Below are 24966 nucleotides of genomic sequence, written 5' to 3'. Positions count from 1 at the left end.
GTTTGATTGCAAGGCTTATTTTTAACTTTTAACAATATTCTTGTCACTTAATTTTATTGGTGCATATGAATATCATATTTGAAATATCTTTTTGTGAAGGCAAGGAAATGACTAAGGGCTTGACCTCTTGGGTAAGACTTTGCAATCTGCGGCCATGAACGAAGAAGAAAAGACCGAGCATTCGGCGGGTGAAGACCTTAAAGAAACCCATAAGAGCGATGGGGAAAGAAGCCAGAAGAGTATTACTTCTGAAAAGGCTGTTGCGGAGCGTACCGTGAACAGGCTTAACCGTGAAGCCAAGGCTCTGCGCGATAATTTGCGCAAGCGCAAGGGGCAAATGCGAGAGCGTAAATAGCTCATAGAGCGCAGGCTTATCCTGTTCAGACAATTTCCCTATATTAAATTTGGTACTGTAACCATCTTCAATCTTGAGCTTTCAGCCCAGAGACAGTAGAAGGCATATGGTTTTGCGCTGATTTCAGCGTAAAAAAATGGAATCGGTGACATTTGGGAGGATATGCCGTGGGAATTATGCCGGACACATGGATTCGAGATCAGGCCGAAAATCATGGCATGATTGAGCCATACGTGGAAGCACAGCGCCGTGAGGGTGTTATATCCTATGGTGTCAGCTCATACGGTTATGATGCGCGGGTATCAAACGAATTTAAGATCTTCACCAACGTTCACAATGCGATCGTGGATCCGAAAGATTTTTCTGATCAGAGTTTTGTGGAAAAAGATGATGATGTCTGCATCATCCCGCCCAATTCTTTTGCGCTTGCCCGGACTGTTGAATATTTCCGTATACCGCGCGACGTCCTGGTTATTTGCCTTGGTAAATCCACCTACGCCCGCTGCGGCATTATTGTTAATGTCACGCCGCTTGAGCCGGAGTGGGAAGGTCACGTTACCCTAGAGTTCTCGAACACGACGCCATTACCGGCGAAAATTTACGCGAATGAAGGTGTGTGCCAGTTCCTGTTCCTCAAAGGAGAAGGGGATTGTGATGTCTCTTACGCAGATCGCGCCGGAAAATATATGAAACAGCGTGGCGTTACTTTACCGCGACTGTAATTTAGATCTTTAAAGACCCAGCATTATTGATCTGTTGTACCTAAAGCTCAAACTGCTTTTCTTTCAACAGATCAGTGCCACGATTTGAACAAAGCCCTTGGATAGACCTGTCTGACAGATGACAACCAGGCAGAAACGGTAAGATACGATGGATAAAATTAAAATTCGCGGTGGAAACCCGCTCAAAGGGAAAATTTGGATCTCTGGCGCTAAGAATGCGGCCTTGCCTCTTATGACGGCAGCACTTCTGACCGATGAAGTACTTACGCTTCGTAATCTCCCGCATTTGGCCGATATAACAACTCTTGCAAACCTTCTCGCTCAGCACGGGGTTGAATTGCACATGAACGGTGCCGCGGGCAGTGAAGGCTGTGCCGGCCGGGTTCTTGATATGCATGCCAAGACGATCGAGACCACCAAAGCACCTTATGAACTCGTTCGTAAAATGCGGGCATCCATTCTTGTACTTGGACCATTGCTGGCTCGCGAAGGTCACGCAGAAGTATCTCTGCCCGGCGGTTGTGCGATCGGTTCTCGCCCGGTTGATTTGCATCTTCAGGGGATGCAGCAGCTTGGCGCCGAGATTGAACTTAAAGAAGGTTATGTTCATGCAAAAGCTCCCGGTGGACTAGTGGGTGGGGAAGTTATGTTCCCCAAAGTATCTGTCGGTGCGACTGAAAACATCATGATGGCTGCTGTGCTTGCAAAAGGCACAACCCGGATGATCAATTCTGCACGTGAGCCCGAAGTGGTTGACCTTGCAGAATGTTTGATTGGTATGGGCGCAAAGATTGAAGGCGCGGGGACTGATACAATCACTATTGAAGGCGTTGATCGTCTGCATGGTTATACTCACACCGTTGTGCCTGATCGCATTGAAACCGGAACCTACGCCATGGCTGCGGCTATGACAGGCGGAGAGCTGGAGTTAATTGGGGCGCGTCCTGAGCATCTACGCTCTATGATCGATCAACTTGCTCACGCGGGTGTTGTCATTGAAGAGCTGGAAAACAGTATGATTGCCCGGTGCGTTGGTGAACGCGTTACCGGTGTTGATATCATGACCGAACCGTACCCTGGTTACCCAACCGATTTACAAGCTCAAACCATGGCCTTGATTTCCACGGCTGACGGCGCATCAATGATTACAGAGACGATTTTTGAAAATCGTTTTATGCACGTACCAGAGCTTTGTCGTATGGGCGCTAATATTACAGTGCACGGTTCTTCGGCCCTTGTGCGCGGCCAGCCCAAATTGACAGGGGCTGAAGTAATGGCCACGGATCTTCGGGCTAGTTTCTCTCTTATCATGGCAGGGCTGGTTGCAGATGGGGAAACTGTGTTAAACCGTGTCTATCACCTTGATCGGGGATATGAGCGGGTTGAAGATAAACTTGCGGCATGCGGTGCCGATATAGAACGTGTCAAAGTCGAATAAAGGCGGGGAATTAGTAATATGGCAGAGAGCAAAAGACTGAAAATCCGGGCACACGATGCCGAAGACATCCGTACATTATCCGGATTGCTTCAGGATTCTTTGGCTCCGCTATGTGATGTGGCTTATCTTCGGGACGAGAACCGTTTCGTTCTCGTTGTTAATCGCTTTTGCTGGGAAATGCTTCCGACTGAACTCCGTGAGCGGGGACTTTCTGCGCCGGATACGCCTGCAGGACAGGCTGAAAATGATGATGTTTCATTTTCTGATGTTGATGATCTGCCGACGTTCCACCGTGTAAATACAGGCCTTTGCTTTGACAAAGTCAAATCCGTCCAGGTTAAGGGTGTGGATTTGAACATGAAGGATGAGATCTTAAATCTTCTGACTGTTGCCGCAATTCCGGGCTATATCACCTTACATTTTTCCGGTGGGGCCGCAATTCGTTTGGTTGTGTCACAAATTCGTTGCCATATGGATGATATCAGTGAGCCTTGGCCAACGCTTTATCAACCACGTCACGATGTTGAAGGTGGTTCTGACGCGAAGGACGATAGCGAACATGCTCATGATGCTGAACATTCCCCTACTTCTGAACATTCAGGGGGTACGCGCTCCCCGGAAGAAGCGTGATTGATTAAGTAGAGAAATTACTAAGGCAGATAGGGTGAAAGAACCCATCGCCGAGACAAAACGGATTATATTATTATGCCCAAGATCGAACCGATGATCCTGGCTGTCCCTAAGGGACGTATTCTCAAAGAATTACTACCGCTTATGAAAAGTGCGGGGGTTGAACCCGAAGAGTCCTTCTTTGATGACAAGTGCCGTCAGTTAAAGTTTGCAACCAATGTTGATTATCTAGAAATCATACGTGTTCGCAGTTTCGATGTTCCAACCTTTGTTGCTTTTGGTGCGGCCCATCTCGGGGTTGCCGGTAGTGATGTCATTATGGAGTTTGATTACCCAGAGATTTATTCTCCGGTAGATCTCGACATCGGGCACTGTCGTATGTCAGTCGCAGCGCCAACAACTCTTTTGGAAAGTGAAGACCCTTCTCAGTGGAGCCATATTCGAGTTGCAACGAAATACCCTAAAATAACCCAAAAACATTTCTCTTCTCGGGGAGTGCAGGCCGAGTGCATCAAACTAAATGGTGCTATGGAACTTGCCCCGAATTTAGGTTTGTGCCGTCGTATCGTTGATTTGGTTTCTTCTGGAGACACATTGAAGGCCAATGGGTTGGCAGAAGTTGAAAAAATTTCGGAGGTCTCCTCTCGCTTTATTGTAAACCGCGCAGCAATGAAGACCCGCCCTGTTGAGATTAATCACTGGATCCGCAGCTTTCAGGAGGCGGTCAATGCCAAGTGATCTCAAAGCGGACTCAGCTGAATTTGAAAATGCCTTTCTAGATCTTCTTTCTTCTAAAAGAGAAGTCTCTGTCGATGTAAACGATGCTGTTGCAGAGATTTTATCAGAAGTGAAAAGCCGTGGGGATGCCGCATTAATAGAATATACAAAGCGGTTTGATCGGCTGGAACTAACCGCTGAAGCCTTGCGTATTCCTCAAAGAGAAATTGATGAGGCGGTGGCCAAGTGTGACCCCAAATCGATTGAAGCTCTTGAGCTTGCCGCGCGTCGCATTGCCGATTATCACGCACGCCAGAAGCCGGAAGATCTCCGTTATACGGATGAGGCCGGGGTTCAGTTGGGGCACCGTTGGACAGCTGTCCAGGCAGCGGGTCTGTATGTGCCTGGTGGATTGGCGAGTTATCCTTCATCGGTATTGATGAATGCTCTTCCTGCCAAAGTCGCCGGGGTGGATCGTTTGGTCATGGTTGTTCCTTCACCGGATGGTGTGTTAAATCCACTGGTACTCGCGGCAGCTTCAATTGCTGGAGTTGATGAAATTTACCGTATTGGTGGGGCACAGGCCGTTGGTGCTTTGGCCTATGGTACAGACAGCATCAAACCTGTGGATATTATTGTTGGTCCAGGTAATGCTTATGTCGCCGCGGCCAAAAAGCAGGTTTTTGGTACCGTTGGTATCGATATGATTGCTGGCCCATCTGAAATCTTGATCATTGCTGATGGCAAGAACGATCCACGTTGGACTGCTGCGGACTTATTGGCGCAGGCAGAACATGATACAGCAGCTCAATCAATCCTAATCACGGATGATGCTAATTTCGCTGAAGCGGTAAAACGAGCCGTAGAGGTTCATCTGCAAACCCTTCTTCGAAGTGAAATCGCGGGTAAGAGTTGGAATGATCACGGTGCCATAATTCTAGTAGATGATCTTGAGGAAGCTGTGGCTTTGACGGATCGTCTGGCGCCTGAACACCTTGAAATAGCCGTTGACGATGCTGAAGAGCTGGCAGCTAAAATACGCAATGCAGGTGCAATATTCCTTGGACGCCATACTGCAGAGGTTATTGGCGATTACGTGGCAGGTCCGAACCATGTACTGCCAACAGCTCGATCCGCGCGGTTTTCTTCGGGACTTTCTGTATTGGACTTCATGAAAAGAACATCTTTGATCGCTTGTGATGCAGAAAGCCTGAAAGCAATAGGTCCGGCTGCAGTGACATTGGCCAAAGAAGAGGGGCTAACAGCACATGCGCTTTCAGTTTCATTGCGATTAGAAGACTGATAAAACAAAAGTTAGCTATAACCATATGTAATCCCGGCCTTTATTTCTGTCGCAGAGCTTTTAGTTCTTGTCCGGAAACATGAGGTCGGGATTGTTTATTTGTTAATAAAATCCCGACTTTACGAGTAGCTTGGCTGGCTGGCATAGTAAAAGAGTTAAGAGCGGTATTACTTTTATAATATATCTTCTTTTTCGAGGGGTCGAATGAGCGATCAGGCAAGCCAAGATAGCAATCATCATCTTATCCATATCCGTTTGGATGAAAACTCTTTGGCACGTTCGACACCCGATGTTGAGAAAGAGCGCGCCATTGCTATCTATGACTTAATTGAACAAAACAGTTTTATTCCTTTTGGCTCGGATGTCGGCCCTTACCTTCTTGATCTCGCAATTGTAGAGAACCGTCTTCGCTTTAGAGTTGACCGGGAAGGGGGCCAGTTTTTATGTGAGCACATTTTATCCCTTACCCCGTTACGACGCGTTATTAGAGATTATTTCTCAGTATGTCAGACCTACTTTGAAGCTATTAAGATGGCGAGCCCGGCCAAAATTGAAGCAATTGATATGGGGCGTCGCGGGCTGCACAATGAAGGATCGGAGATCCTCCAGCAACGTCTCGAAGGTAAAATCGAAATTGACTTTAATACTGCGCGACGTCTTTTCACGCTGATTTGTGCTCTCCACAGTGTCAGAGGCCGTTAACTTGGTCGATTTACCTGAAGCAGTTCTCTTTGCCTGTACGCATAACGCTATTCGATCTCCTATGGCAGAAGGAATATTAAAACACTTGCTTGGGCATAAGGTTTTCGTGGATTCTGCGGGGGTGCGATCTCAGGAGATTGATGGATTTGTCATAGAAGTTATGGATGAGATAGGGATCGATATATCTCGGCATAATGCAAAGAACTTTAGCGATTTGGAAGACAGTTCTTTTGATTTGATCATTAGCCTATCTCCAGAAGCCCAGCACTCTGCAGTCGAGATGACAAGGACAATGGCTTGCGATGTTGAGTTCTGGCACACGTTTGATCCGACTCTTATTGAAGGAAGCCGTGAAACCAGATTAACGGCTTACAGGCAGGTGCGAGATTTTTTATATAAAAAAATTAAGACCCGCTTCACTATGGATCTTAAACCAAACCTATAGCGCTCTTTCTTGGGCCTAAGAAATTGGTCGGAATTGGGAAGGCTACGAGAGTTAGTTTGTAAACTTCACGCTATATGAAGAGGGAAAAAGCTGGTGCTTTTGGAATAGAGCTTCAAGTGTGCCGTCAGCCTTGATCAGTTTATAGCCTTCACTGAGGCGGCTTGCGATAAGTTTTGCATCGGGTCTTTGTAGGCTTATGGCAGGGTGAACGTGCTCTAAGTAAAGAGCCTCGAGATATGTTATTTCATTCGCGCGATCAAGGTTGCGTTCTTTAAGCACAGAATTTCCTACGACCTCACCCGTGAAAAGGATATCAAATCGCTTTTCAATTAGCATCTTCATGCCATGCATTTCTTTAGGGTAGGGGATGATTTTGATGTCCTTACTGATCAGGCCTCTTAATACTTCGGTATATTTTCCCCCTTTCAAGGCGCCAAATGTGTGTTTTCTTAAGGTATCTAGTTGATCGAGTTTTATCTTGCTGTCCTTGCGGACGAAGAAACCAACTTCTGTTACCCAAAAGGGCTGATTGGTATAGGTAATCCAGCTTTTATCTTCGTCTACATAAGTGGAGCAGGAGATACCATCGATGTCGCCTCGTTTAACCTGGGCCACTAATCTGTTCCAGGGAAGAATTCGGTGCTCGACTTCTAGCCCAACCCGCGCTCCTGCGGTTACAACGATATCGCTCAATAGCCCTTGGTTTGGGAGGGTGTTATCTATTAGGGGTTTCCATGGATTACACGCCAAAACAAGAGGCTCAGCGCCCACGGAAAAGCTCCAGCAAGAAAATGTAACCAATAGAAGTAATGTTCTTAAAATCATTAAGGCCGATTCCCTCCCCCAGGGATTAGCGATCAGTTATTGAAAGTTTACTATCTGGGTAAAAGCTTAACATTTTCCTTTTTTGAACAAAAGTAATTGGCCGATAATTTGTGTGATTTAATTCCAACAATATAGTGCGGTTTACATTCATTGTTTCTCTGGTGCTTTTTTGTTATCACCAATTACATAATAATGTGAAAGTTAAGTTGAATGACTGCCCAGCTTTTGGCTGACTTCAACTCATCTAAATATCACCTGCGTTATCGAATTACGCACGAATGTTATAGAGGATACCTTAGGTTTTTATGCAACTTGTAACTCGTCAATCCTCTGCCCCCTTTGTCTTGGCTTCTGCATCTCCACGTCGCCGAGATCTTCTCGCACAAATAGGGCTCGTCCCGGATGTCATCGATCCCGCCGATATTGATGAAAGCCCAAAGAACAGGGAATTACCTACCGATTATGGTAAGCGTATTTCTCTGGAAAAAGCTGCAGTTATAGCCTCGCGTCATAAGGGGTCTTTTATTTTGGCAGCTGACACCGTTGTTGCTGTCGGTAGAAGGATACTGCCCAAAGCAGAAGATGAGATGGATGCGAGGGATTGTTTGGCCTTGTTATCTGGTCGACGCCACAGAGTCATGACGAGCCATGTATTGGTAACTCCCGCGGGAGAGTTTAGGCAGAAGTTGGTTCTAACATCTGTTAAATTTAAGCGACTGCATTCAAGTGAAATAGACGCTTACATCAAAAGTATGGACTGGCAAGGTAAGGCTGGTGGCTATGCTATTCAGGGAGGTGCTGCGGCGCTTATCCCTTCTATCAATGGTTCTTATACCAATGTTGTTGGTCTTTCTTTACCTGAGGTGACGAATATGTTGGTAGGTAACGGGTTTTAACTTGTTATGACTGGAGTGATTTATATCGACTATCTCCCCGGTTTGTTGCGCGCTGCAAACCTAAGCGATGAGGGGCTAGATGACCTGCTTATTTTGCGGGATGACAAGCCAACTTACGTGGGAAATATCTACGTCGGTAAAATCCTTTCCATAGATAAAGGCCTCGATGCTGCATTTGTGGATATTGGATTGAGCTCCCCGGGATTTTTGCCGCGGAATGAAATACCAAAATCTTTACGTGAACAGGGCATATCAGAAGGGCTCTATCTAAAGGTGACCGTTACGCGTGAAGGCGCTGATGGCAAAGGTGTTAAAGTTAAAGCCCTTAATGACAAGGTAGAGAAGCAAAAGATAAATCTATATAGCGAAATCGATCCCCTCTATGATTGGTTACACCGCCAACCTGTCGAGTTCGATGAGGTTCAGGTTACCGATGCTAGCCTGGTAAGGCGCGTTAAAGGCCTGTTGAGCGATCTGGGGAGAGGGGACGTTAATGTGAAATTTGTGCCAGAAAATCCGATGCTTTTTGAAGCTAACGGGATTGAAGAAGCGGTGGAAGAGTTGCTTCAGGTTGACGTTCCTTTGCCATCGGGTGGAAGCCTTATCATCGAACAAGGTCGTACTTTGACCGCTGTCGATGTCAATAAGGGCTCTATGCAGCATAATGGCGGAGCGGAGAAACTTCATTCTGAATTAAACGAGGAGGCGGCGAAAGAAATTGCGCGCCAACTTCGTCTTCGGAATATTGCCGGTCGGATACTTATTGATTTCCCAAATATGAAATCCACTGAGAATCGAAAGCGCCTGCAAGGAGTTCTGAAAGCAGAGCTCAAGAAAGATTATGCCCGTCATAAGCTTTTCCCGCTTTATCTCTCTGGGTTGCAAGAACTCACACGTAAACGCGCGGGGCATAGTTTACAGGGTTTATTGTTACAGCCCATTGGTATTGGGGGGCTGGGGTGCATTGCCGACCCTCTTACCCTGGGGTTTTCGGCACTAAGGTCACTTTGGGCAGGAGCGTTATCAAGCAAGCAACAAGGAATTCCTAAGATTTCTGCTGGTCCCATGACGATAAAGGTATTGGAGCAGGGTAAGGCACTCCAGTATGTACAAGATAGGATCGGTTGCTCGATTCTACTTTCTGTTGACCCTACACTATCGGCTGAAGAATTAGGATCTGGATTCCACGTCGAATTTTAATAAGAGATGTTTTTATGGTGAATGCTAAAAAAATGAGTTCGAACTGTCTTGTTTGTAAGGGGGAAAGCGCTGAAAAATATACTCCTTTTTGTTCTAAGCGTTGTGCTGATGTTGATCTCAGCCGGTGGTTAGGTGGCGGGTATCGGATTCCAAGTGAGGAAAGGCCAATTGGCATAGCAGATGATGATGAAATCATGTGAGTAAGAGCTTGAAACTATAATAAAAATCTCTTTTTTGATATTTTCTTTGTAATAGGGCTGGACACGGCCTCAATCATTTTCTATAAGCCCTTCATCGGCGGTCAACATGGTTGGCAAGCCCACGGTGCCCAGGTAGCTCAGTTGGTAGAGCAGCGGACTGAAAATCCGCGTGTCGGTGGTTCAAATCCGCCCCTGGGCACCATTTTAATTTCCAGAAAAATTACATTGTTGTTAGGTGTGACGTATCGCAGTGATTTGCGTCTTAGAATCTATCAACGTTTGTTGTCCTCGGTTCGAGCAAGTTTTTCGAAATTCCTACCCATTGGATTCATCTATCAATAATGGGTACTTTTCCTATGTTGGCATGAGCAAGACACCGATAGCTGTAACTTGCTGAGGGTGGTAATTGATTGGGGCAAAAGAAAAGTAACTGTTAATTGCAGTTTTAAGTTCCAATCAGGTAAGCGTTTGTAAAAGATACAATTTCTTTTTTGTCGTCCTTTTCTTGCATCTCCTGCAACCATGCTTTGGTTATTGTAATTGGCTGGGATACTTAAAAAGTGCAAATATATTTAGGAGAAATCGGATTTTCTCTTGAGTTAACAATGTCACTAGGCTAAGTTTTGCGGCGAAAAGAGAATATTTTTCTTGTTTTGCGCGTAACCACTAAGGTTTCCTTGAGTTTGGATGTGCTGCAAAATAGAAAATTTAGTCTGTGATCTTTTTGCAACACAGGTGTTTAAATGCCCGATATCCCTTTTGGATTCTTGACATTTACTGTGTGCAAACTGTAGAAAGATCACTGAATTATATTAGGTGGTTGTGAATCGTCATTTATTTTACCTGAAGTTTATTAAAGAGCTCAGGTAAGCATCGGGGGAAATATACCAATGCGCCAGTTTGGTAAAACCTTGGCAACAAGCTTTAAAACAGTACTTCTCGCGAGTACGTTAGTTGTGCCAGCTATTACATCAGCTCAGGCTGTGTCACTTCAAGAAGCTATAACGCAAGCTCTTGCGACTAACCCGGATATTGGGATCGTTGCACATAATCGCGAAGCTGTTGACGAAGAGTTGCGTCAGGCACGCGGTCTTTATCTTCCTCAGATAGATTTGTCTGCTGGCGCAGGTATCGAAAGTAACGATGATTCAACATCTCGTGCCGGTGGTAGCACTGGTAAGCATGATGTGATTAATCCTACTGATGTATCAATTACATTGCAGCAACGTATATTTGATGGTTTTGAGGCTGGCAGTACTGTTGATCGTGAAAAAGCGCGTGTCGAATCCGCAGCTAATCGCGTCCAGGAAAACTCAGAATTCCTAACGCTGGATACTATCGGTGCTTACCTAGAAGTTATTCGTCAGCGTGAACTTCTTGACCTGTCCAAAAATAACCTTCAGATCCACATTGATATTGTTGCTAACTTGCAAGAGCGTCTAGCTGGTGGCGGTGGCAGTCGTGCTGACGTGTCTCAAGCTGAAGCTCGTGCAGCTCGTGCTCGTAACACGCTGACAACGACTTATAATGATTTGCGTGATGCTGAAGCAAACTACACGCGTATTGTTGGTCATTTCCCAGAAGAGCTAGACACACCAGAAGCGTTCTCTTCGGAGCTTCCGGGTGGCCTGGATGATGCTGTTGATCTGGCAGTAAACAGCAATCCAACAATCCGTATCTTTGAAGCTGATGTTCGTACAGCGGAAGCTGAGGTCACTTTGGCTGAAGTTCCTATGTATCCTTCCGTAAACTTGGAAGCGTCTACTGAACATCGTGATGAGTTTGATGCAACACCTGGATCATATGAGCAAAACAATTCAGTGATGCTGCGCCTTCGCTGGAACTTGTTCCGCGGTGGTATTGATCGTTCAGCTCGTCAAGAAGCTCTTTCTCGTCTTTCTGAAAGCAAAAATCAGCGTTACAGCTCAGTTGTAGATGCTCAACGTGAAATGCGTCAGTCTTGGTTTGCGCTTGAATCAAACCGTCAGTCGGTAACAGATCTTGCTTCTGCTGTTCAATACAACACAGAAACTCGCGATGCTTACAGAGATCAGTTTGAAGTTGCGCAGCGTACTTTGCTCGACGTGCTTGATGCTGAAAATGAACTTTTCACATCACGTGGACAATTGGTTTCTGCTATGACTAATGAACAGCTTGCTTCTTACCGTATTCTAGCTCTTAGCGGCCAGCTAATGACAAGTGTTGGTGTTGAAGCTCCTGAGCAAGCAGTTGTTGATCATCAAACTTGGGCTGATGGCCTTATCAACTAAGTTGATGTTAAGTTCTAAATACAAAAAGGGCGCTTCTGGCGCCCTTTTTCGTATCTTGTAAATGTCATACACCATTGTTTTATTTGGATGGTTTATTTCAATCTCGTATAAACAAACGCCTTGCCTAAATGGTATTGTATCTTGGTTTAAGAGCTGACCGGTAAAGCCTGGATATTTTAAAGAATACTATTATATGTAAAAGGTGATTGTTATTTACTAAAATTAATATATAGATGTCTATAATACCTAATTAAGGGCGATCGGTTTCTAGAGAATTGTTATGAGTGCCAACGATAGAAATAATGCGACAGTTGGTGTCGATAAAAACAATCCAAGTCATCAGACTTTGAATGACTTTTATGATTCTTCTTTTGAATCCGTTTATGACTCTGAAGGGGAGATGGTTTCTCTTCATTTAGATGACCTGCTACCAGACGACTCTGGGGCTGTAGTACTTTTCGCAGGTGAAGGTAATCAAGTGTACCTTGAAACAGTTGAAATGGTCATTTCAAGCGGCATTTCCACCTCGCATGTTACGTCTTCAGGTGTCGATGTAACGTGAGCGTGACGTTAACCCCATCTTTTTGAGTTAAGTCGCAGCAAGTATGCTTCATTTTTTCCTTATGAATGGAGTAGCTTAATGTCCTCAGTTGATCAAAAATTATCGCCTACAGAAATTCAGTGGCTGTCTCATACGCGTATCTGTGATCAGAGTGGACTTGGGATGAAAGCTTATGCCGAGGCCCACGATCTTGATCTGAAGGATTTTTACCACCATAAAGGTGAACTGGTTAAGAAAGGTCTTTTTGCTGTTACAGGTGTGGATGAAAATTTGCATCGGGTTTTATCTGGTTCAGAAGATATCCCAGTACGACTGCATTGCCTGGTTATCTTGCGCAACGGGCTTGAAGTTAACTGGCCTGTGTCGGGCCGGACATCAGATCTGACATCCATTGTTAATGCCCTTGAAGGTGTCTGATGCGCCGACCTTCGGATGCTTTGCCTGTTATTTATCTTTGCGCGAAGCCTGTGGATTTTCGCAAAGGGATAAATGGCTTGTCCATTCTTGTAGATGATATCCTGAGCCTTGACCCATTTTCAGGTCATCTCTTTGTTTTCAGCAATCGCCTAAGCAACAAGATAAAAATGTTGTATTGGGAAAAGAACGGATTTTGTATGTGGCAGAAGAGCCTTGAAAAGGATCTATTTTCATGGCCTGTTCATTTGAGCAAAGGAGCCCTGATTGAGCTCAATGGCAGGCAACTGAACTGGCTTCTGGATGGTGTTGATCTTCGCCATGTGAACGAGCATAAATCTGTGAATTACTCGGCAATATATTAAATATTTATAGTACTTTATACTATTTTGGTGAGTATAAATTTGCTATACTCCGGCTATGTCAAAAGCGCACTCCAACCTCCTGGAAAGTAATGAAGAATTGCGGGTATTAAACCGTGGGCTTCATGCGCGTATTGATATTCTTGAAGAGCAAAACAGGTTGTTGCGGCATCAACAGTTTGCCCCCTCCAGTGAGAAGTCAGTCCCTGAACAACAGGGCCATTTGTTTGATGAAGCTGAGGAAACGGCTGAGGATGGCACCGAGACAGAAGACGACATTGGGGAAATTGCAGTTCCAGCTCACACTCGTAAAAAAGGTGGGCGCCGTTCTTTGTCTGAAGACTTGCCTCGTGTCCGGATTGAGCACGATATCCCAGAAGAACAAAAGCTTTGCGCCTGCGGGTGCGGCCTCATGTCCAGGATCGGGGAAGAAGTCACCGAGCAGCTTGATATAATTCCCGCTAAAATACAGGTGTTACAGCATGTGCGCTTCAAGTACGCCTGTAAATCATGCGAAGAAGGCGTAACAATTGCACCTCTGCCGCCACAACCCATACCAAAAAGCATCGCATCCCCAGGGTTGCTGGCTTACATCGTAACGGGAAAGTATGTGGATGGCCTGCCCCTCTACCGTATGGTACCTGTTCTGAACCGCTCCGGGATTGAGTTTAACCGGACATTACTCTCCCGGTGGGTGATCAAATGTGGCGATCTGGTTCAGCCCCTGATCAATCTGTTTACTGATCACCTTTTAAACTACGATATCATTGCTATGGATGAGACCGGGGTTCAGGTGCTGAAAGAACCAGGGAAAAAGCCTCAAAGCAAATCCTACATGTGGGGACAAAAAGGTGGGCCTCCGGATCAGCCGGTCATTCTATTCCACTACGATCCATCCAGGGGAGAGCACGTGGCAAAGGGATTGCTGGAAGATTACACCGGTTATCTTGTCAGTGACGGGTATCAGGTCTATCTGAATGTGACATCCGACAGCACAATCGTTGGGGTTGGCTGCATGGCTCACGTTAGACGCAAGTTCAATGATGTCATCAAGGCACTAGAGAAATCCAAAAAGCGAAAACCTGGTCTCGCCGACCATGCTATGAAAGCGATCAGGAGCTTATACCGTATAGAGAAACTGGCCAAAGACATGAGCAATCACGAACGTCAGAGATTGCGTGAGGAAAAGGCCAAACCAATCCTTGAAGACTTGAGAGAGTGGATAACCAAAGTTATATCGACGACCCCGCCGACATCGTTACTTGGTAAGGCTTTGCACTATATCGACAAGCAGTGGCCGAGGCTCATTCGCTACCTTGATGATGGCCGTCTACCAATTGATAACAATGAAATGGAGCGCGTAATCAAACCATTTGTTATAGGAAGAAAAAATTGGTTGTTTTCAAACTCCCAGAACGGGGCAAAGGCCAGTGCAAATCTCTACGGCATAGTGGAGACGGCTAAGGCTAACGGCATCGAGCCATATTCTTACCTACGACATATTTTTACTGAGTTACCAAAGGCTCAAACCGTCGAAGACTTCGAAGCTTTGCTACCCTGGAACGTCGACAGAAACAACGTAACACCTTTCATCAGGCAAAAGAACCTGTAGTTAACGTCACGCTCACGATGTAACGGGTTTGAATGTTTATAACTTTGCGAGTGGCTTGACTCTGTATAGTGAAAGCGAAGTTATTATACAGACAGAGGGCTAAGTTTCTTTAAGTCCTGTGCAGAGAGTAAACTTGTGTTGTTATCGAGTTAAACGCCGATTAAGTCTCAATAGTTTCTCCGAAATCCCAATTTTTTCAATAACTCTATCTAATTTAATCCGGTAAACCCCCGGCTATGCCGGGGGACTCTCAATGGTTTGACCGTTCCCACGGTCTTACATTTCTTTGTTTATTTTGTTTTGCTGCAGCAAGGCGAGGGCTGCTTGCTATCCAGATTACGATGTATTGTTTTTTGTGATTGTACAGGCTTGCTCTGACCATGCGGGCTTGTGCGGTTATTACCTTTCCTGGAACTACTCGTATGATCCGAGCGTCAAGGTGTTGAGAGACAGTTTGTAAAAGTTCATCCAAGCCTTGTTGAAGTTGCCCTTTTGTACGTAATTGAAAGAGTTTTGTGATATTTGAGCCTTCAAGGCCAATACTGGTTTCGCCGAGCCAATTATAAAATGAATTATTACAGGACATGATGGTCATGTCAGAGGAAAGCAGGGCCGCAGGACTTGGGCTTGCTTCAATAATTGAGAGAATGGTGTTCTTGTGTGTGTCTGTTTGAGTCGCTGCAAGGTGGCGTTCCGCAGAGACCATGCAAAAAACACGTAAAAATGAGGAGAAGTTTGGTCCCTGATAAATCGTTTCTAGTTTACCTATAAACTTTCCTAATTTTAATTCATGATCACTGGCAACTAGTTCTAATGCGCGCCAAAATACGGGTTCTAACCTAATAGAATACCGTTTTTTATTGTACTGCACGACTCTGGCCTTGGGGCTTTGGTCGGCAAAATTCACTGGTAAGATGGGTTTGGGCATAATCCTCTATTTAAATTACTTGTTCTTGTTGCCAACCCCTAACACAAAATGAAGACCACTGGTTATAAGTTCTTAACAAACGAAAATATACTTAGTTAAATGTATAATCTTTAGGTTAGGGAAGTAAAATTTCATCGTTTTCACCTAAAATCCCTCCAAGGTCTGTTAATTTACTTCTCAATGAGTAGCGTTTGGCGAGTTTGCTTTGAGCTGCTTTAGGTAAGTCAGTCATCATCAAGACGCGTTTGTCGATCAATGTTGTAATTAAATCCTCAATTACACGAATCATTTCTAAGTCAGAAGCAGCTAATTCTTGCTGAATTCCTCCTTCATGATGGGCAGTAGTTTGGCCAATGCCTGTAAGGAATTTAGTAATTTCAGGAGAGTTTGCTTCTATGAATTCATTTGCAAGTTCGGTTTTTGCTTCCTGAACTCCAGTGATTTTACCATCATCTGATCTTGAAACGTAAGGCATGAAATCTCCTTGAGGGCAAATGACTAAAACGAAATGAGCAGCCCTGTGTTGCCGTAAGTCGTATAAATAATTGTTACAGTATTTTTCATAATACAGACGGTGTTAAAATTAAGGTCAAATGGTTAATGAGACGTAAGTAAATGGACGTATGGGTAAAATAAACCCCACAATTTCAAGTTTAGTATGTTTTTCAATGATATCATCGTTAAATTGGTGCTTAAATCAGCGGTTGATAGTTTATTGTTGTGGAGTGTGGCTTAAGTGTAGAGCGTCAACCACTTTGTCCGGTTGCGTCAACCACCTTGGCCGCTTTTGATGCGGCTGTGATCTGACGTTTATTTACGATGCTTCAGGCATATTTTTCACCTTTTTGTTTGTGGTTTTCCGCAACATTTTTTTGAGATTTTGGGCGGCTTCCCATTGTCTGTAGCTGTCGATATTCATCTCAAGAATGGTTGAGTGGTGAACAAGACGATCGATTGCTGCAACGGTCATGGCCTTATCTTGAAAAATATTGTCCCATCCGCTAAAAGGTTGATTGGCAGCAATTGCAATACTTCGGTACTCATATCGTCTGGCGATCAATTCAAAGAGCACGGATGTTTCAGATATATCCCTTTGTGCATAGGTAATATCATCGAGAATGATGAGATCAAATTTATCGAGTTTTGCGAGGGCGTTTTCGAGCATAAGTTCACGTCTGGCAGCCTGGAGTTTTTGCACCAGATCACTGGTTTGCGTATAGAGCACACGGTATCCAGCCTCTATAAGAGCATAACCTACGGCGCATAGGAGATGAGTTTTTCCTCCCCCTGAATTTCCAATGGCAATCAGATTTGCTCTTGCGTCAATCCAGTCACCGGCAGACAAGGCTTCGACCTGCGCCTTTTTCACGTTAGGCAGCCGCTTGAAGTTAAAAGTGGCCAGAGTTTTTCCGCCCAGCAGGTTTGATGCGTTGAGATGGCGTTGAATGCGTCGCGTGTCCCTTTCGGCCAATTCATATTCGGCCAAAACGGCAAGGAACCTGGCTGCTGACCAGCCCTCCTTGTCGGATTGGATTGCGATATCTTGCCAGTGTTTGTGAAAGCTGGGTAATCGTAAGTCAGTTAGCATAAGAGGCAGCTTGTGCTGATCCACTTCAATGTTTGTCATGCCCGATCCTCCAACAGAGTATCAAAGACTGATAATGAAGGTTGAACCACGGGAATATCAGGAGGTAAATCCGTGTTCTTTTTTGTGATATTCAGCTTAAGTTTTTTTGCGCAAGGTAGCCTTCCTGCATTGATTTCTCTCGAAATCAGGTGCGCGACTTCGGCCTCACAAGCCTCTTCGTGCGCAAGGAAAAGTATCCCAACCATCTGACGACACGCATCTCTGCGGGACAACTTTTTCTGAAACAATGTCCAGGCCAGGGAGTACTCGGTTCTTGGAAAAATACTGTCACGATAAATAGAATTGGCGAGTGCCTGAGGTTTACGTTTGAGAGCATGAATGACGTGATGATAATTGATAACATGAATGCGGGGGCCTTTGCCGTGCCCCCGCTCACGAGAATGGCTGACGACATGAGTGCTGCCTAGATAGGCTTCTATCCGGTTATCGTAAATATGGACACGCAAGCGTTGACCAATTAGGCGAGAAGGGGCGCTATAAAAAACCTGCTTAACTAAAAAACCACTTGTTTTGGTAACTCTCGACACGACTTCAGTGTAATCTGTTGTTCGCCGAGGAGGTAACGCCTTGAGAGATTTCAACTCTGTTTGGATATCTTGGTCACGATGTTTGTTCCGTCTAGCAATCAGCTCGTCCAAAAATCGCCGATACTCATCCAAAGTGTCAAAGTCATTACTGCCACGCAAAATCAGGGCCTGCTTTATCGCAGTCTTAAGGTGACCGTGGTGAGATTCAATGGCACCGTTCTCGTGTGATTCCCCTCTGTTATTTCGACTGGCCTCCATACCGTAGTGCTCAACAAAAGCAGAATAACGTTTGGTAATGTCCTCCTTTTCCTCAACGCTCAAATTCCGAAAGGCCGCAGACAGGCTGTCGGTCCGGTGGTTTTCAGGAGCGCCCCCCAAGGACCAAAGCGCATTTTGTAAGTTCTCCGCAAGGGCTGTAAAACTCTCACCGCCAAGTACGACCCCAACATGTTCCCATCGGCTATATACCAGAACAAAATGATAGAGCCGATGCACCAAAGGATCTCCTGCAATGGTAATACTTAAGTCGGCTGCATCCGTGAAATCTGATTGGCCCATGTAACCCGGCTCAGGTGTTTGCCTGAAAATGATATCCTTTTCAGGGCCATTCAGAGCCCGCCATCCCCGAACTCGGCGCTCTAACGTGCGCTTGACACGGTCATCGGGAAAACGGAGCGGATAGAGGCTCTGTATGTGGCGCAACAAAGTAATGGGTTTGACCGAGTTGTCTTTATCCAAAATGGGAAGGATGTCCTTATCCCAGATATCTTCAAGCGGATCAGAAACTGTTCGCCCTCGCTTTATATTGCGTTGTGACGGTAAAGTCGCATCAACGTCAAATCGGCGGGCCGTGCGTTCGCTAAACCCTGCGCGGGCAGCGGCGGTTCGTTGACCATGAGTTTTTCTATCTGTCATGTAAAGTCTCAGTTGTTCATCTGTGATAAATTTATACGGCAAACAGGTTCCTCCAATTACATCTAGAGGTTCCTAATTTATCAACTCACAGCAGCTTGTAACTAACACCAAATTAAGCCTTGGCCGGTGGATCTGATTATCAAACGGGCACGCCCTTTTTAATGATCAGATCCACCGGCCAAGGTGGTTGTCGCAACCGGCCAAGGTTATTGTCGCTGAACACTTAAGTGCCTGTTGTCTTGATGGAGACATATTTAGTGGTCATAGTTTAGTGGTGAAACTTGAATTTAGTTAAGAGCTCGGAAGAGTTGAGGATAACTAAAAACGTAGGGTAGGAAAAATGCAGTCGTTGTATCTAGGCTTTAAGGGTGTATTTGCCATTGTTTTGTTTTTGATTATTGGGGGAGGCTCGGTTCAAGCGGGGGCCTTAACAGGTATTCAAGACGTTAAGCTTAATGTTTCTGGGTTGGGACACTATAGTAAAAAGTGTGGATTAGGTCGGGATGTCTTTGAGCGTGCCCTTTTTGGGGGATTTCATGAGGGGGAAATACGGTTAAGTAAATCGTCTTCCTATTGGCTGCATACCCAAGTTACGACCATAATATTTGATGATATAAATTGTGTAAGTAATGTTGAGGTCACACTTTACGCAAATACGCGATATTATAACCCTGCATCCATGAGTGAGCTGATTGGTCGAGTTGAGTTGTGGCGTAGCGGTGGGCTTTATAGTTCTGTGGCTGAAACCCATCAAGTTCAGATTAATAATGCATTGCGCAAAATTGGTCGAGGTCTACGAGAGGCGTGGATAAAAGATCAGTAAGGGCAATATGACAACTATTGAACCCACTAACAATTTTGTGCTTTTAGTCAATTTCTTTGGGGGCGCTGGTTATAGCGAAAGAGATTTTGTCGCAAGATTACAGTATTAAAAATTAAGATATGAGTAGGGAATTCTAGTTAAAGTACAAATAAGGTAATAATAACAATAATGTTTTCGATTTTTGCCGCCATATTTAAAGATTTTTGTTTGATGTAGAATGATGCTCTAGTTTCTGTCCTTATTTTTCCTTGGGTAATTGTATCGAGGATGGAAGTTGAGATTTATTGAAAGGTATTGCATGGATAATAATAAAAATGATGTTCCAAGATTTTACCACGATTATAATTTCATGGATTCAGGGGATGCACGACCATTAAGGATTTTGTCTGAATACTTTGGGCCGCAACAAAGGTTCGAAGAATTTAACGTAGATGACACCATCGTCTTTTTTGGATCTGCGCGTATTCAATCAAAGGAAGTTGCTAACAAGGCAATGGAAGAAGCTAAGTTGACTGGTGAAGGTGAGAAAAAAGCCAAGCAGCTTATGAGGCTTTCCAAGTATTATGAAGAAACGCGGGAACTGGCACGTCGATTTACCGAGTGGTCTAAAACGCTTGATAATGATGAGCGTAGGTTTGTTGTCTGCACAGGGGGAGGCCCCGGTATTATGGAGGCGGCTAATCGAGGTGCTTCTGAAGGTAAGGGCGTTAATGTAGGGTTGAATATTTCGCTACCTTTTGAGCAGAATGAAAATCCTTACATTACAAGAGAGCTCGCGTTAGAATTTCATTATTTCTTTATGCGTAAATTTTGGTTCGTTTATCTTGCGAAGGCTGTTTTGGTTATGCCTGGCGGGTTTGGGACCCTTGATGAGTTCTGTGAACTTCTAACTTTAATCCAAACACAAAAAATTAAAAAGAAAATGCCCATCGTTCTTTATGGTGCAGATTATTGGAATAAGGTTGTTAATTTTGAAGCGCTATGTGAATTTGGAACAATAAGTGAAGAGGATCTGGATCTTTACCTTGTAACAGATTCAATGGATGAGGCGTTTGATTATGTGACCAAGGGGTTGATAGAGTATTCCTTGGAAACTCCTGGCCCCATGCTCTAACAAATTACCTACCTACTTATTTAAGTAAAATAAACTCTGACTAATGTTTAAACGACCAGGCCTTACAAATGTGAGGCCTGTTGTTTTTGTGACTGTAAATTTTTGGATATACCAGAGAGCTATTATCAGGCTATAGGTTCGTCAATAGATGTTTCCTTGAGATGTTATTGGCTGTCACATTTGTAATATTTGTGAGGTATTTAGTTAACATACTGAATTATATATTAAATATGGATTTCAATTATATTCCGGCTGGTGGGAGTTTATTGATTACGACCTTTTATTACTCAAAATCACAAATATACATAGGCTGTGCATATGATATGTATGTGTATTATCGATTTGATTAATGGTGTGGAGCTATACAAAATAGAAAAGATAATGAATTTAGTTGAGTCTAGCTCTCTAGATAAGCAATCTTAAGTGGTATTCTGTTGTAAAATGGTGGAAAATAGCAATTAATTTAATCCGGTAAACCCCCGGCTATGCCGGGGGACTCTCAATGGTTTGACCGTTCCCACGGTCTTACATTTCTTTGTTTATTGACCAAAATAACAAAGGAATTAGCCGATGAGAGATTACAAAAGCCTTGCACATACGAGATGGGATTGTAAATACCACGTGGTTTTCATCCCTAAACGCAGGCAAAAAGTTATCTATGGCAACCTACGTCAGTATCTTGGTGAAATTTTCCATGAACTGGCCGGGCATCGCGAAAGTAAGATTGAGGAGGGCCATTTGATGCCGGATCACATTCACATGTGTATCAGCATACCGCCCAAACATGCTGTTTCAAAAGTCGTTGGATACCTAAAAGGAAAAAGCGCGATTGCCATAGCTCGAAAATTCAAAAATAAAGCACGGAATTTCAAGGGTGAAAATTTTTGGGCCCGTGGATATTTCGTCTCAACTGTAGGGCTCGATGAACAGATGGTGAGGGAGTATATCAGAACGCAAGAAGAGCGTGATAAGTACTTTGACCAAATGGATATATTCAATCCATAACCGCTTTAGCGGTTCCCAATTTGCCCCTTTAAGGGGCTCACCCGCTTAAGCCCCCGGCTTTGCCGGGGGTCATTTAACTGTTGATATATCCGGATAAATACCACAAATTGTGGATGACAAAAATATTTCGATATTATGACAGTTTTGTGAAAGTTCATTGTTGGTAGGAGAAATCAACAATTAATGGCTTGGTAATCTTGATTGAAGTGAAAAAGGCTTCGTCATTGGGTTGACAGAATTGGGATAAGTAAAAGGTAAACATACTCTATTCTAAGGTGAGGTAAGTTACAGCGTGTCTGGTTTTGACCTATTACTAAAAATTGCTGGTGGTGTTGCTCTTTTGTTATGGGCGACACGAATGGTGCGTACAGGTGTCATGCGTGCCTATGGTAGCCAGCTTCGTCGCTTTCTCGGGTCAGCAACCAGAAATACAGTGTCTTCCTTTGGTATGGGAATTGGCATGGCAGGCATCCTGCAGAGTTCTACTGCGACAGCATTGTTGACAGTTGCTTTTGCTGGAAAAGGACTAATTGCGATAGCGCCTGCTCTCGCTGTAATGCTCGGGGCAGATGTCGGCTCGACATTGGTTGTACAAGTTCTTTCTCTCGATATCTCTTGGCTATCTCCGTTACTAATACTAATTGGCCTCATTTCTTTCACCACGCGACCGACGATGACTATACGGCATTTAGGTCGTGTTTTTATTGGCCTTGGCTTGATGTTGTTGTCTTTAAAGTTGGTCGTAGCTGCATCTGAGCCTATGCGCGATAGCGAAACTCTTCAAAACATACTCATCCCTTTATCTGAAGAGCCCATAATAGCTGTTATCCTTGCTGCCCTCATAACCTGGATCACTCATTCTTCTGTGGCGATGGTACTTTTAATAATGTCGCTTACAATTGCTGGTGTCGTTCCCATCGCATTGGGGTTTACGCTTGTACTCGGGGCAAACGTTGGGGCCGGGATTGTTCCTTTTGCGTTAACTATGGGTGAAACGCCTGCGGGTAGACGCATACCACTTGGAAATTTGTTATTCCGTGTTGGGGGCGTGTTGTTAATTCTGCCTTTCATGAGTTTAGTTAGCCCTTATATTGCTGAAATAAGCAGTGGAGATCTCGGCCGGCAAATCGCGAATTTCCACACAGCATTCAATGTTGCACTTGCACTTGTATTCCTTCCCTTTGTTGGTGTGATGACACGCCTTATGGAGCGCGCACTGCCCGACCGCCCTGGGGAGGAAAGTGACCTTAAGCCTAAGTATTTGGACGAAGCGGTTATTAAAACACCTACTGTTGCAGTTGCCTGCGCCACACGAGAGTTGTTACGCCTTGCTGATGTTGTTGAAAACATGTTGCGTAAATCAATCGATGTTTTTTCTACGAACGATCCTGTTTTGTTATCTGAAGTCAGTAAACTGGATGATCAGGTCGATGAGTTGCACGAAGCCATCAAGCTTTATCTAACTCAAGTAAGTAAAAATCAATTGAATGAAGAAAATTCTGCCCGGTGTGTGGAGTTGATAGCCTTTACGACCAATTTGGAACACATCGGTGATATCATCGATAAAAATCTTCTCGAAATCGCCAGCCAGAAGATCAAAAAACGAATAGAGTTTTCAGAGCAGGGTTGGAGCGAACTTGTTGAGCTTCATCAAATGGCGTTGGATCAAATGCAACTCGCCATGACGGCATTTGTATCGGGAGATGTAGATATTGCGCGTCAATTAATTGCGGGTAAAGAACACTTTAGGACCATGGAGCAAGCTGGGGGTGATAAGCACCTTGAGCGTCTGCGTGAAGGCCGAATTGAATCGATAGAATCGTCAGCATTACATATCGATATGATCCGGGATCTTAAAAGAATTAATTCTCATCTGACATCAGTCGCTTACCCAATATTGGATGCAAGCGGCGAATTGCATGAAAGCCGGCTAAGGGTACGTCCTCATGCTGAACGTGCAGAGGTGAGTAACTAATCCGGCTTGCCGGAGGTTAAGGGAGACTGTCGGCAGGATGGTTTCTTATAAGAGGGGGGCCGCACCCCTGATTTGAGGAAAGCGGAAATGGACATATGTTCAAAATTAAGTTTTTGAGTAACAAAGACTTAGCATAAATGTAACAAAGTGTCGCTATAGACGGCGCAGTACATAATGACCGAATAGGGATGCCTTAGAGAAAAGTCTCTTAGGGCGATCAAACTGAGGAGCGTGAAAGTAATGAAGAAAACATTTGCTACTAAACTACTTGGCGGTGTTGCCACAACGATTGCTGCATTTGGCATTTTGGCTGGTAGTGCAACGGCTGAAGATCTTACTGTTTATACAGCTGTTGAGGCTGAAGACCTTAAGCGTTATGCCGCTGCATTTAACGAAGTACACCCTGACATTACTGTCAACTGGGTACGTGATTCTACCGGTGTTGTTACTGCTAAGCTTCTTGCGGAAAAAGACAATCCACAAGCTGATATTGTTTGGGGTCTAGCTGGTTCAAGCCTTCTTCTTATGAAAAAAGAAGGCATGTTTGAAACTTATGCGCCAGCGGGTGTTGATAAGCTCGACAGCCGTTTCCGTGATAATTCTTCCGATCCTGTTTGGGCAGGTATGGATGCATGGGTAGCTGCTGTTTGTGTTAACACTGTTGAAGCAGAAGCAAACAATCTTCCAATGCCGACGTCTTGGGCAGATTTGACTAAGCCTGAGTACAAAGGCCATGTTGCGATGCCAAACCCAGGGTCTTCTGGTACTGGTTTCCTAGACGTTGCAAGCTGGCTACAAATGTTCGGTGAAGAAGACGGGTGGGCATTTATGGATGACCTGCACCAGAACATCAGCCATTATACTCACTCTGGTTCCAAGCCTTGTAAGCAGGCTGCGGCTGGTGAAGTGCCAATCGGTATTTCGTTTGCTTTCCGTGCTGCAAAATCCAAAAACCAAGGTGCACCATTGGAAATCGTTATTCCGACAGAGGGTGTTGGTTGGGAAATGGAAGCTGCTGCCATCGTTAAAGGCACAGATAAACTTGATTCTGCTAAAAAGCTGATGGACTTCCTCGTGTCAAAACCTGCCATGGAACATTACAACCAAGGTTATGCTGTTGTGGCGATGCCTGGTATTTCCAAGCCAATTGAAAACTATCCTGCGAACATCACAGACAGCATGATTGCGATGGATTTCGAATGGTCTGCAAACAATCGTGATGCGATCCTTGCAGAATGGACTAATCGTTACGATTCTAAATCTGAGCCTAAATCATAATCGAATTAGAGCGTAAGATTTTATAATTCTGGATCCGCTCTCTGGCCTTGGCTAGAGAGCGGAATTCAGAAAATATCATGAAACAACTCTGAGTAAATAT

26 protein-coding genes and 1 tRNA gene are annotated in these 24966 nt (G+C 44.6%); 22 read left to right on the top strand and 5 right to left on the bottom strand.

Translation table 11 applies throughout. The features are described 5' to 3' along the window. Positions 1 to 127 precede the first annotated feature (127 nt). From ACOGW3_RS07100 to ACOGW3_RS07065, 8 genes are all read left to right on the top strand, one after another. Positions 128 to 355 carry a hypothetical protein gene (locus ACOGW3_RS07100; protein WP_419902324.1) on the top strand — a complete coding sequence of 76 codons (228 nt, stop codon included), beginning with the start codon at positions 128 to 130 and terminating at the stop codon, positions 353 to 355. 176 nt (positions 356 to 531) lie between these two features. Further along, entirely contained in the window at positions 532 to 1077 is a 546-nt protein-coding gene (dcd, locus tag ACOGW3_RS07095) for a dCTP deaminase (RefSeq protein WP_419902323.1), read from the top strand. Between the two features lie 148 nt (positions 1078 to 1225). Beyond that, entirely contained in the window at positions 1226 to 2515 is a 1290-nt protein-coding gene (gene murA / locus ACOGW3_RS07090) for a UDP-N-acetylglucosamine 1-carboxyvinyltransferase (RefSeq protein WP_419902322.1), read from the top strand. Positions 2516 to 2533: 18 nt separating this feature from the next. After that, complete coding sequence (locus tag ACOGW3_RS07085) at positions 2534 to 3145, top strand: DUF2948 family protein (protein ID WP_419902321.1); 612 nt, start codon at positions 2534 to 2536, stop codon at positions 3143 to 3145. A gap of 75 nt (positions 3146 to 3220) precedes the next feature. Then, positions 3221 to 3883 carry an ATP phosphoribosyltransferase gene (gene hisG, locus ACOGW3_RS07080; protein ID WP_419902320.1) on the top strand — a complete coding sequence of 221 codons (663 nt, stop codon included), beginning with the start codon at positions 3221 to 3223 and terminating at the stop codon, positions 3881 to 3883. After that, the gene (hisD, locus tag ACOGW3_RS07075; protein ID WP_419902319.1) at positions 3873 to 5165 is read left to right on the top strand and encodes a histidinol dehydrogenase; all 1293 of its coding nucleotides are present in this window, start codon (positions 3873 to 3875) and stop codon (positions 5163 to 5165) included. Before hisG ends, hisD begins: the two co-directional genes overlap by 11 nt. A 204-nt stretch (positions 5166 to 5369) precedes the next feature. Then, positions 5370 to 5867 (top strand): UPF0262 family protein, encoded by a 498-nt coding sequence (locus ACOGW3_RS07070; RefSeq protein WP_419902318.1) that lies wholly within the window; start codon positions 5370 to 5372, stop codon positions 5865 to 5867. Position 5868: 1 nt separating this feature from the next. Next, positions 5869 to 6312 carry a low molecular weight phosphatase family protein gene (locus ACOGW3_RS07065; RefSeq protein ID WP_419902317.1) on the top strand — a complete coding sequence of 148 codons (444 nt, stop codon included), beginning with the start codon at positions 5869 to 5871 and terminating at the stop codon, positions 6310 to 6312. A 51-nt stretch (positions 6313 to 6363) separates the two neighbouring features. Here ACOGW3_RS07065 and ACOGW3_RS07060 read toward each other — a convergent pair whose 3' ends face one another. After that, positions 6364 to 7137 (bottom strand): substrate-binding periplasmic protein, encoded by a 774-nt coding sequence (locus ACOGW3_RS07060; RefSeq protein ID WP_419902316.1) that lies wholly within the window; start codon positions 7135 to 7137, stop codon positions 6364 to 6366. A gap of 305 nt (positions 7138 to 7442) precedes the next feature. Here ACOGW3_RS07060 and ACOGW3_RS07055 point away from each other — a divergent pair, with 305 nt between their 5' ends. From ACOGW3_RS07055 to tnpC, 9 genes are all read left to right on the top strand, one after another. Beyond that, entirely contained in the window at positions 7443 to 8033 is a 591-nt protein-coding gene (locus tag ACOGW3_RS07055) for a Maf family protein (protein WP_419902315.1), read from the top strand. Between the two features lie 6 nt (positions 8034 to 8039). Next, complete coding sequence (locus tag ACOGW3_RS07050) at positions 8040 to 9233, top strand: ribonuclease E/G (protein ID WP_419902314.1); 1194 nt, start codon at positions 8040 to 8042, stop codon at positions 9231 to 9233. A gap of 14 nt (positions 9234 to 9247) precedes the next feature. Then, positions 9248 to 9433, top strand: a complete 186-nt coding sequence (locus ACOGW3_RS07045; RefSeq protein ID WP_419902313.1) for a DNA gyrase inhibitor YacG — start codon at positions 9248 to 9250, stop codon at positions 9431 to 9433. A gap of 126 nt (positions 9434 to 9559) precedes the next feature. Continuing rightward, a tRNA-Phe gene (locus ACOGW3_RS07040) sits at positions 9560 to 9635 on the top strand. Positions 9636 to 10323: 688 nt separating this feature from the next. Next, positions 10324 to 11703, top strand: a complete 1380-nt coding sequence (locus tag ACOGW3_RS07035; protein WP_419902312.1) for a TolC family outer membrane protein — start codon at positions 10324 to 10326, stop codon at positions 11701 to 11703. 280 nt (positions 11704 to 11983) lie between these two features. Beyond that, positions 11984 to 12265: a hypothetical protein gene (locus ACOGW3_RS07030; protein ID WP_419902311.1), complete on the top strand. Its 282-nt coding sequence runs from the start codon at positions 11984 to 11986 to the stop codon at positions 12263 to 12265. A 78-nt stretch (positions 12266 to 12343) separates the two neighbouring features. Then, positions 12344 to 12682, top strand: a complete 339-nt coding sequence (locus tag ACOGW3_RS07025) for a hypothetical protein (protein WP_419902248.1) — start codon at positions 12344 to 12346, stop codon at positions 12680 to 12682. Next, positions 12682 to 13044 carry an IS66 family insertion sequence element accessory protein TnpB gene (tnpB, locus tag ACOGW3_RS07020; protein ID WP_419901186.1) on the top strand — a complete coding sequence of 121 codons (363 nt, stop codon included), beginning with the start codon at positions 12682 to 12684 and terminating at the stop codon, positions 13042 to 13044. Before ACOGW3_RS07025 ends, tnpB begins: the two co-directional genes overlap by 1 nt. Positions 13045 to 13099: 55 nt before the next feature. Then, complete coding sequence (gene tnpC / locus ACOGW3_RS07015; RefSeq protein ID WP_419902249.1) at positions 13100 to 14653, top strand: IS66 family transposase; 1554 nt, start codon at positions 13100 to 13102, stop codon at positions 14651 to 14653. Between the two features lie 250 nt (positions 14654 to 14903). Here tnpC and ACOGW3_RS07010 read toward each other — a convergent pair whose 3' ends face one another. The 4 genes from ACOGW3_RS07010 to istA form a co-directional block, all read right to left on the bottom strand. Then, positions 14904 to 15581: a ribbon-helix-helix domain-containing protein gene (locus ACOGW3_RS07010; RefSeq protein ID WP_419902310.1), complete on the bottom strand. Its 678-nt coding sequence runs from the start codon at positions 15579 to 15581 to the stop codon at positions 14904 to 14906. Between the two features lie 115 nt (positions 15582 to 15696). After that, positions 15697 to 16056: a hypothetical protein gene (locus ACOGW3_RS07005; protein WP_419902309.1), complete on the bottom strand. Its 360-nt coding sequence runs from the start codon at positions 16054 to 16056 to the stop codon at positions 15697 to 15699. Positions 16057 to 16395: 339 nt separating this feature from the next. After that, a complete protein-coding gene (gene istB / locus ACOGW3_RS07000; RefSeq protein WP_419901088.1) occupies positions 16396 to 17208 on the bottom strand; it encodes an IS21-like element helper ATPase IstB in 813 nt (270 codons plus the stop codon). Continuing rightward, positions 17205 to 18713, bottom strand: coding sequence for an IS21 family transposase (gene istA, locus ACOGW3_RS06995; RefSeq protein WP_419901087.1), 1509 nt, complete (start codon positions 18711 to 18713; stop codon positions 17205 to 17207). Before istA ends, istB begins: the two co-directional genes overlap by 4 nt. A 307-nt stretch (positions 18714 to 19020) precedes the next feature. Between istA and ACOGW3_RS06990 the strand changes: the two genes are divergently transcribed. The 5 genes from ACOGW3_RS06990 (at position 19021) to ACOGW3_RS06970 (ending at position 24866) form a co-directional block, all read left to right on the top strand. Further along, entirely contained in the window at positions 19021 to 19494 is a 474-nt protein-coding gene (locus tag ACOGW3_RS06990) for a hypothetical protein (RefSeq protein ID WP_419902308.1), read from the top strand. A 298-nt stretch (positions 19495 to 19792) separates the two neighbouring features. Continuing rightward, a complete protein-coding gene (locus ACOGW3_RS06985) occupies positions 19793 to 20608 on the top strand; it encodes an LOG family protein (RefSeq protein WP_419902307.1) in 816 nt (271 codons plus the stop codon). A gap of 570 nt (positions 20609 to 21178) precedes the next feature. Further along, on the top strand, positions 21179 to 21613 hold the full coding sequence (gene tnpA, locus ACOGW3_RS06980; RefSeq protein ID WP_419901154.1) for an IS200/IS605 family transposase: 435 nt from the start codon (positions 21179 to 21181) through the stop codon (positions 21611 to 21613). A 292-nt stretch (positions 21614 to 21905) separates the two neighbouring features. Then, entirely contained in the window at positions 21906 to 23588 is a 1683-nt protein-coding gene (locus ACOGW3_RS06975; RefSeq protein WP_419902306.1) for a Na/Pi cotransporter family protein, read from the top strand. 240 nt (positions 23589 to 23828) lie between these two features. Further along, on the top strand, positions 23829 to 24866 hold the full coding sequence (locus tag ACOGW3_RS06970) for a putative 2-aminoethylphosphonate ABC transporter substrate-binding protein (protein ID WP_419902305.1): 1038 nt from the start codon (positions 23829 to 23831) through the stop codon (positions 24864 to 24866). Positions 24867 to 24966: the final 100 nt, after the last annotated feature.

This window comes from Kiloniella sp., from assembly GCF_965205715.1.
Taxonomy (GTDB): domain Bacteria; phylum Pseudomonadota; class Alphaproteobacteria; order Kiloniellales; family Kiloniellaceae; genus Kiloniella.
Note: the sequence above shows the minus strand (reverse complement) of the source record. Positions and strands in the feature narration are given on the sequence as shown.

Bases quoted from the DNA above. Each gene is read 5' to 3' on its own strand.
- tnpA (WP_419901154.1), top strand. From the start codon at position 21,179: ATGAGAGATTACAAAAGCCTTGCACATACGAGATGGGATTGTAAATAC.
- ACOGW3_RS06970 (WP_419902305.1), top strand. From the start codon at position 23,829: ATGAAGAAAACATTTGCTACTAAACTACTTGGCGGTGTTGCCACAACG.
- hisG (WP_419902320.1), top strand. From the start codon at position 3,221: ATGCCCAAGATCGAACCGATGATCCTGGCTGTCCCTAAGGGACGTATT.
- ACOGW3_RS06985 (WP_419902307.1), top strand. From the start codon at position 19,793: ATGGATAATAATAAAAATGATGTTCCAAGATTTTACCACGATTATAAT.
- tnpC (WP_419902249.1), top strand. From the start codon at position 13,100: ATGTCAAAAGCGCACTCCAACCTCCTGGAAAGTAATGAAGAATTGCGG.
- dcd (WP_419902323.1), top strand. From the start codon at position 532: ATGCCGGACACATGGATTCGAGATCAGGCCGAAAATCATGGCATGATT.
- murA (WP_419902322.1), top strand. From the start codon at position 1,226: ATGGATAAAATTAAAATTCGCGGTGGAAACCCGCTCAAAGGGAAAATT.
- hisD (WP_419902319.1), top strand. From the start codon at position 3,873: ATGCCAAGTGATCTCAAAGCGGACTCAGCTGAATTTGAAAATGCCTTT.
- ACOGW3_RS07060 (WP_419902316.1), bottom strand. From the start codon at position 7,137: ATGATTTTAAGAACATTACTTCTATTGGTTACATTTTCTTGCTGGAGC.
- istB (WP_419901088.1), bottom strand. From the start codon at position 17,208: ATGACAAACATTGAAGTGGATCAGCACAAGCTGCCTCTTATGCTAACT.
- ACOGW3_RS07035 (WP_419902312.1), top strand. From the start codon at position 10,324: ATGCGCCAGTTTGGTAAAACCTTGGCAACAAGCTTTAAAACAGTACTT.
- ACOGW3_RS07070 (WP_419902318.1), top strand. From the start codon at position 5,370: ATGAGCGATCAGGCAAGCCAAGATAGCAATCATCATCTTATCCATATC.
- ACOGW3_RS07010 (WP_419902310.1), bottom strand. From the start codon at position 15,581: ATGCCCAAACCCATCTTACCAGTGAATTTTGCCGACCAAAGCCCCAAG.
- ACOGW3_RS07085 (WP_419902321.1), top strand. From the start codon at position 2,534: ATGGCAGAGAGCAAAAGACTGAAAATCCGGGCACACGATGCCGAAGAC.
- ACOGW3_RS07045 (WP_419902313.1), top strand. From the start codon at position 9,248: ATGGTGAATGCTAAAAAAATGAGTTCGAACTGTCTTGTTTGTAAGGGG.
- ACOGW3_RS07050 (WP_419902314.1), top strand. From the start codon at position 8,040: ATGACTGGAGTGATTTATATCGACTATCTCCCCGGTTTGTTGCGCGCT.
- ACOGW3_RS07055 (WP_419902315.1), top strand. From the start codon at position 7,443: ATGCAACTTGTAACTCGTCAATCCTCTGCCCCCTTTGTCTTGGCTTCT.
- tnpB (WP_419901186.1), top strand. From the start codon at position 12,682: ATGCGCCGACCTTCGGATGCTTTGCCTGTTATTTATCTTTGCGCGAAG.
- ACOGW3_RS07025 (WP_419902248.1), top strand. From the start codon at position 12,344: ATGTCCTCAGTTGATCAAAAATTATCGCCTACAGAAATTCAGTGGCTG.
- ACOGW3_RS07030 (WP_419902311.1), top strand. From the start codon at position 11,984: ATGAGTGCCAACGATAGAAATAATGCGACAGTTGGTGTCGATAAAAAC.
- ACOGW3_RS07005 (WP_419902309.1), bottom strand. From the start codon at position 16,056: ATGCCTTACGTTTCAAGATCAGATGATGGTAAAATCACTGGAGTTCAG.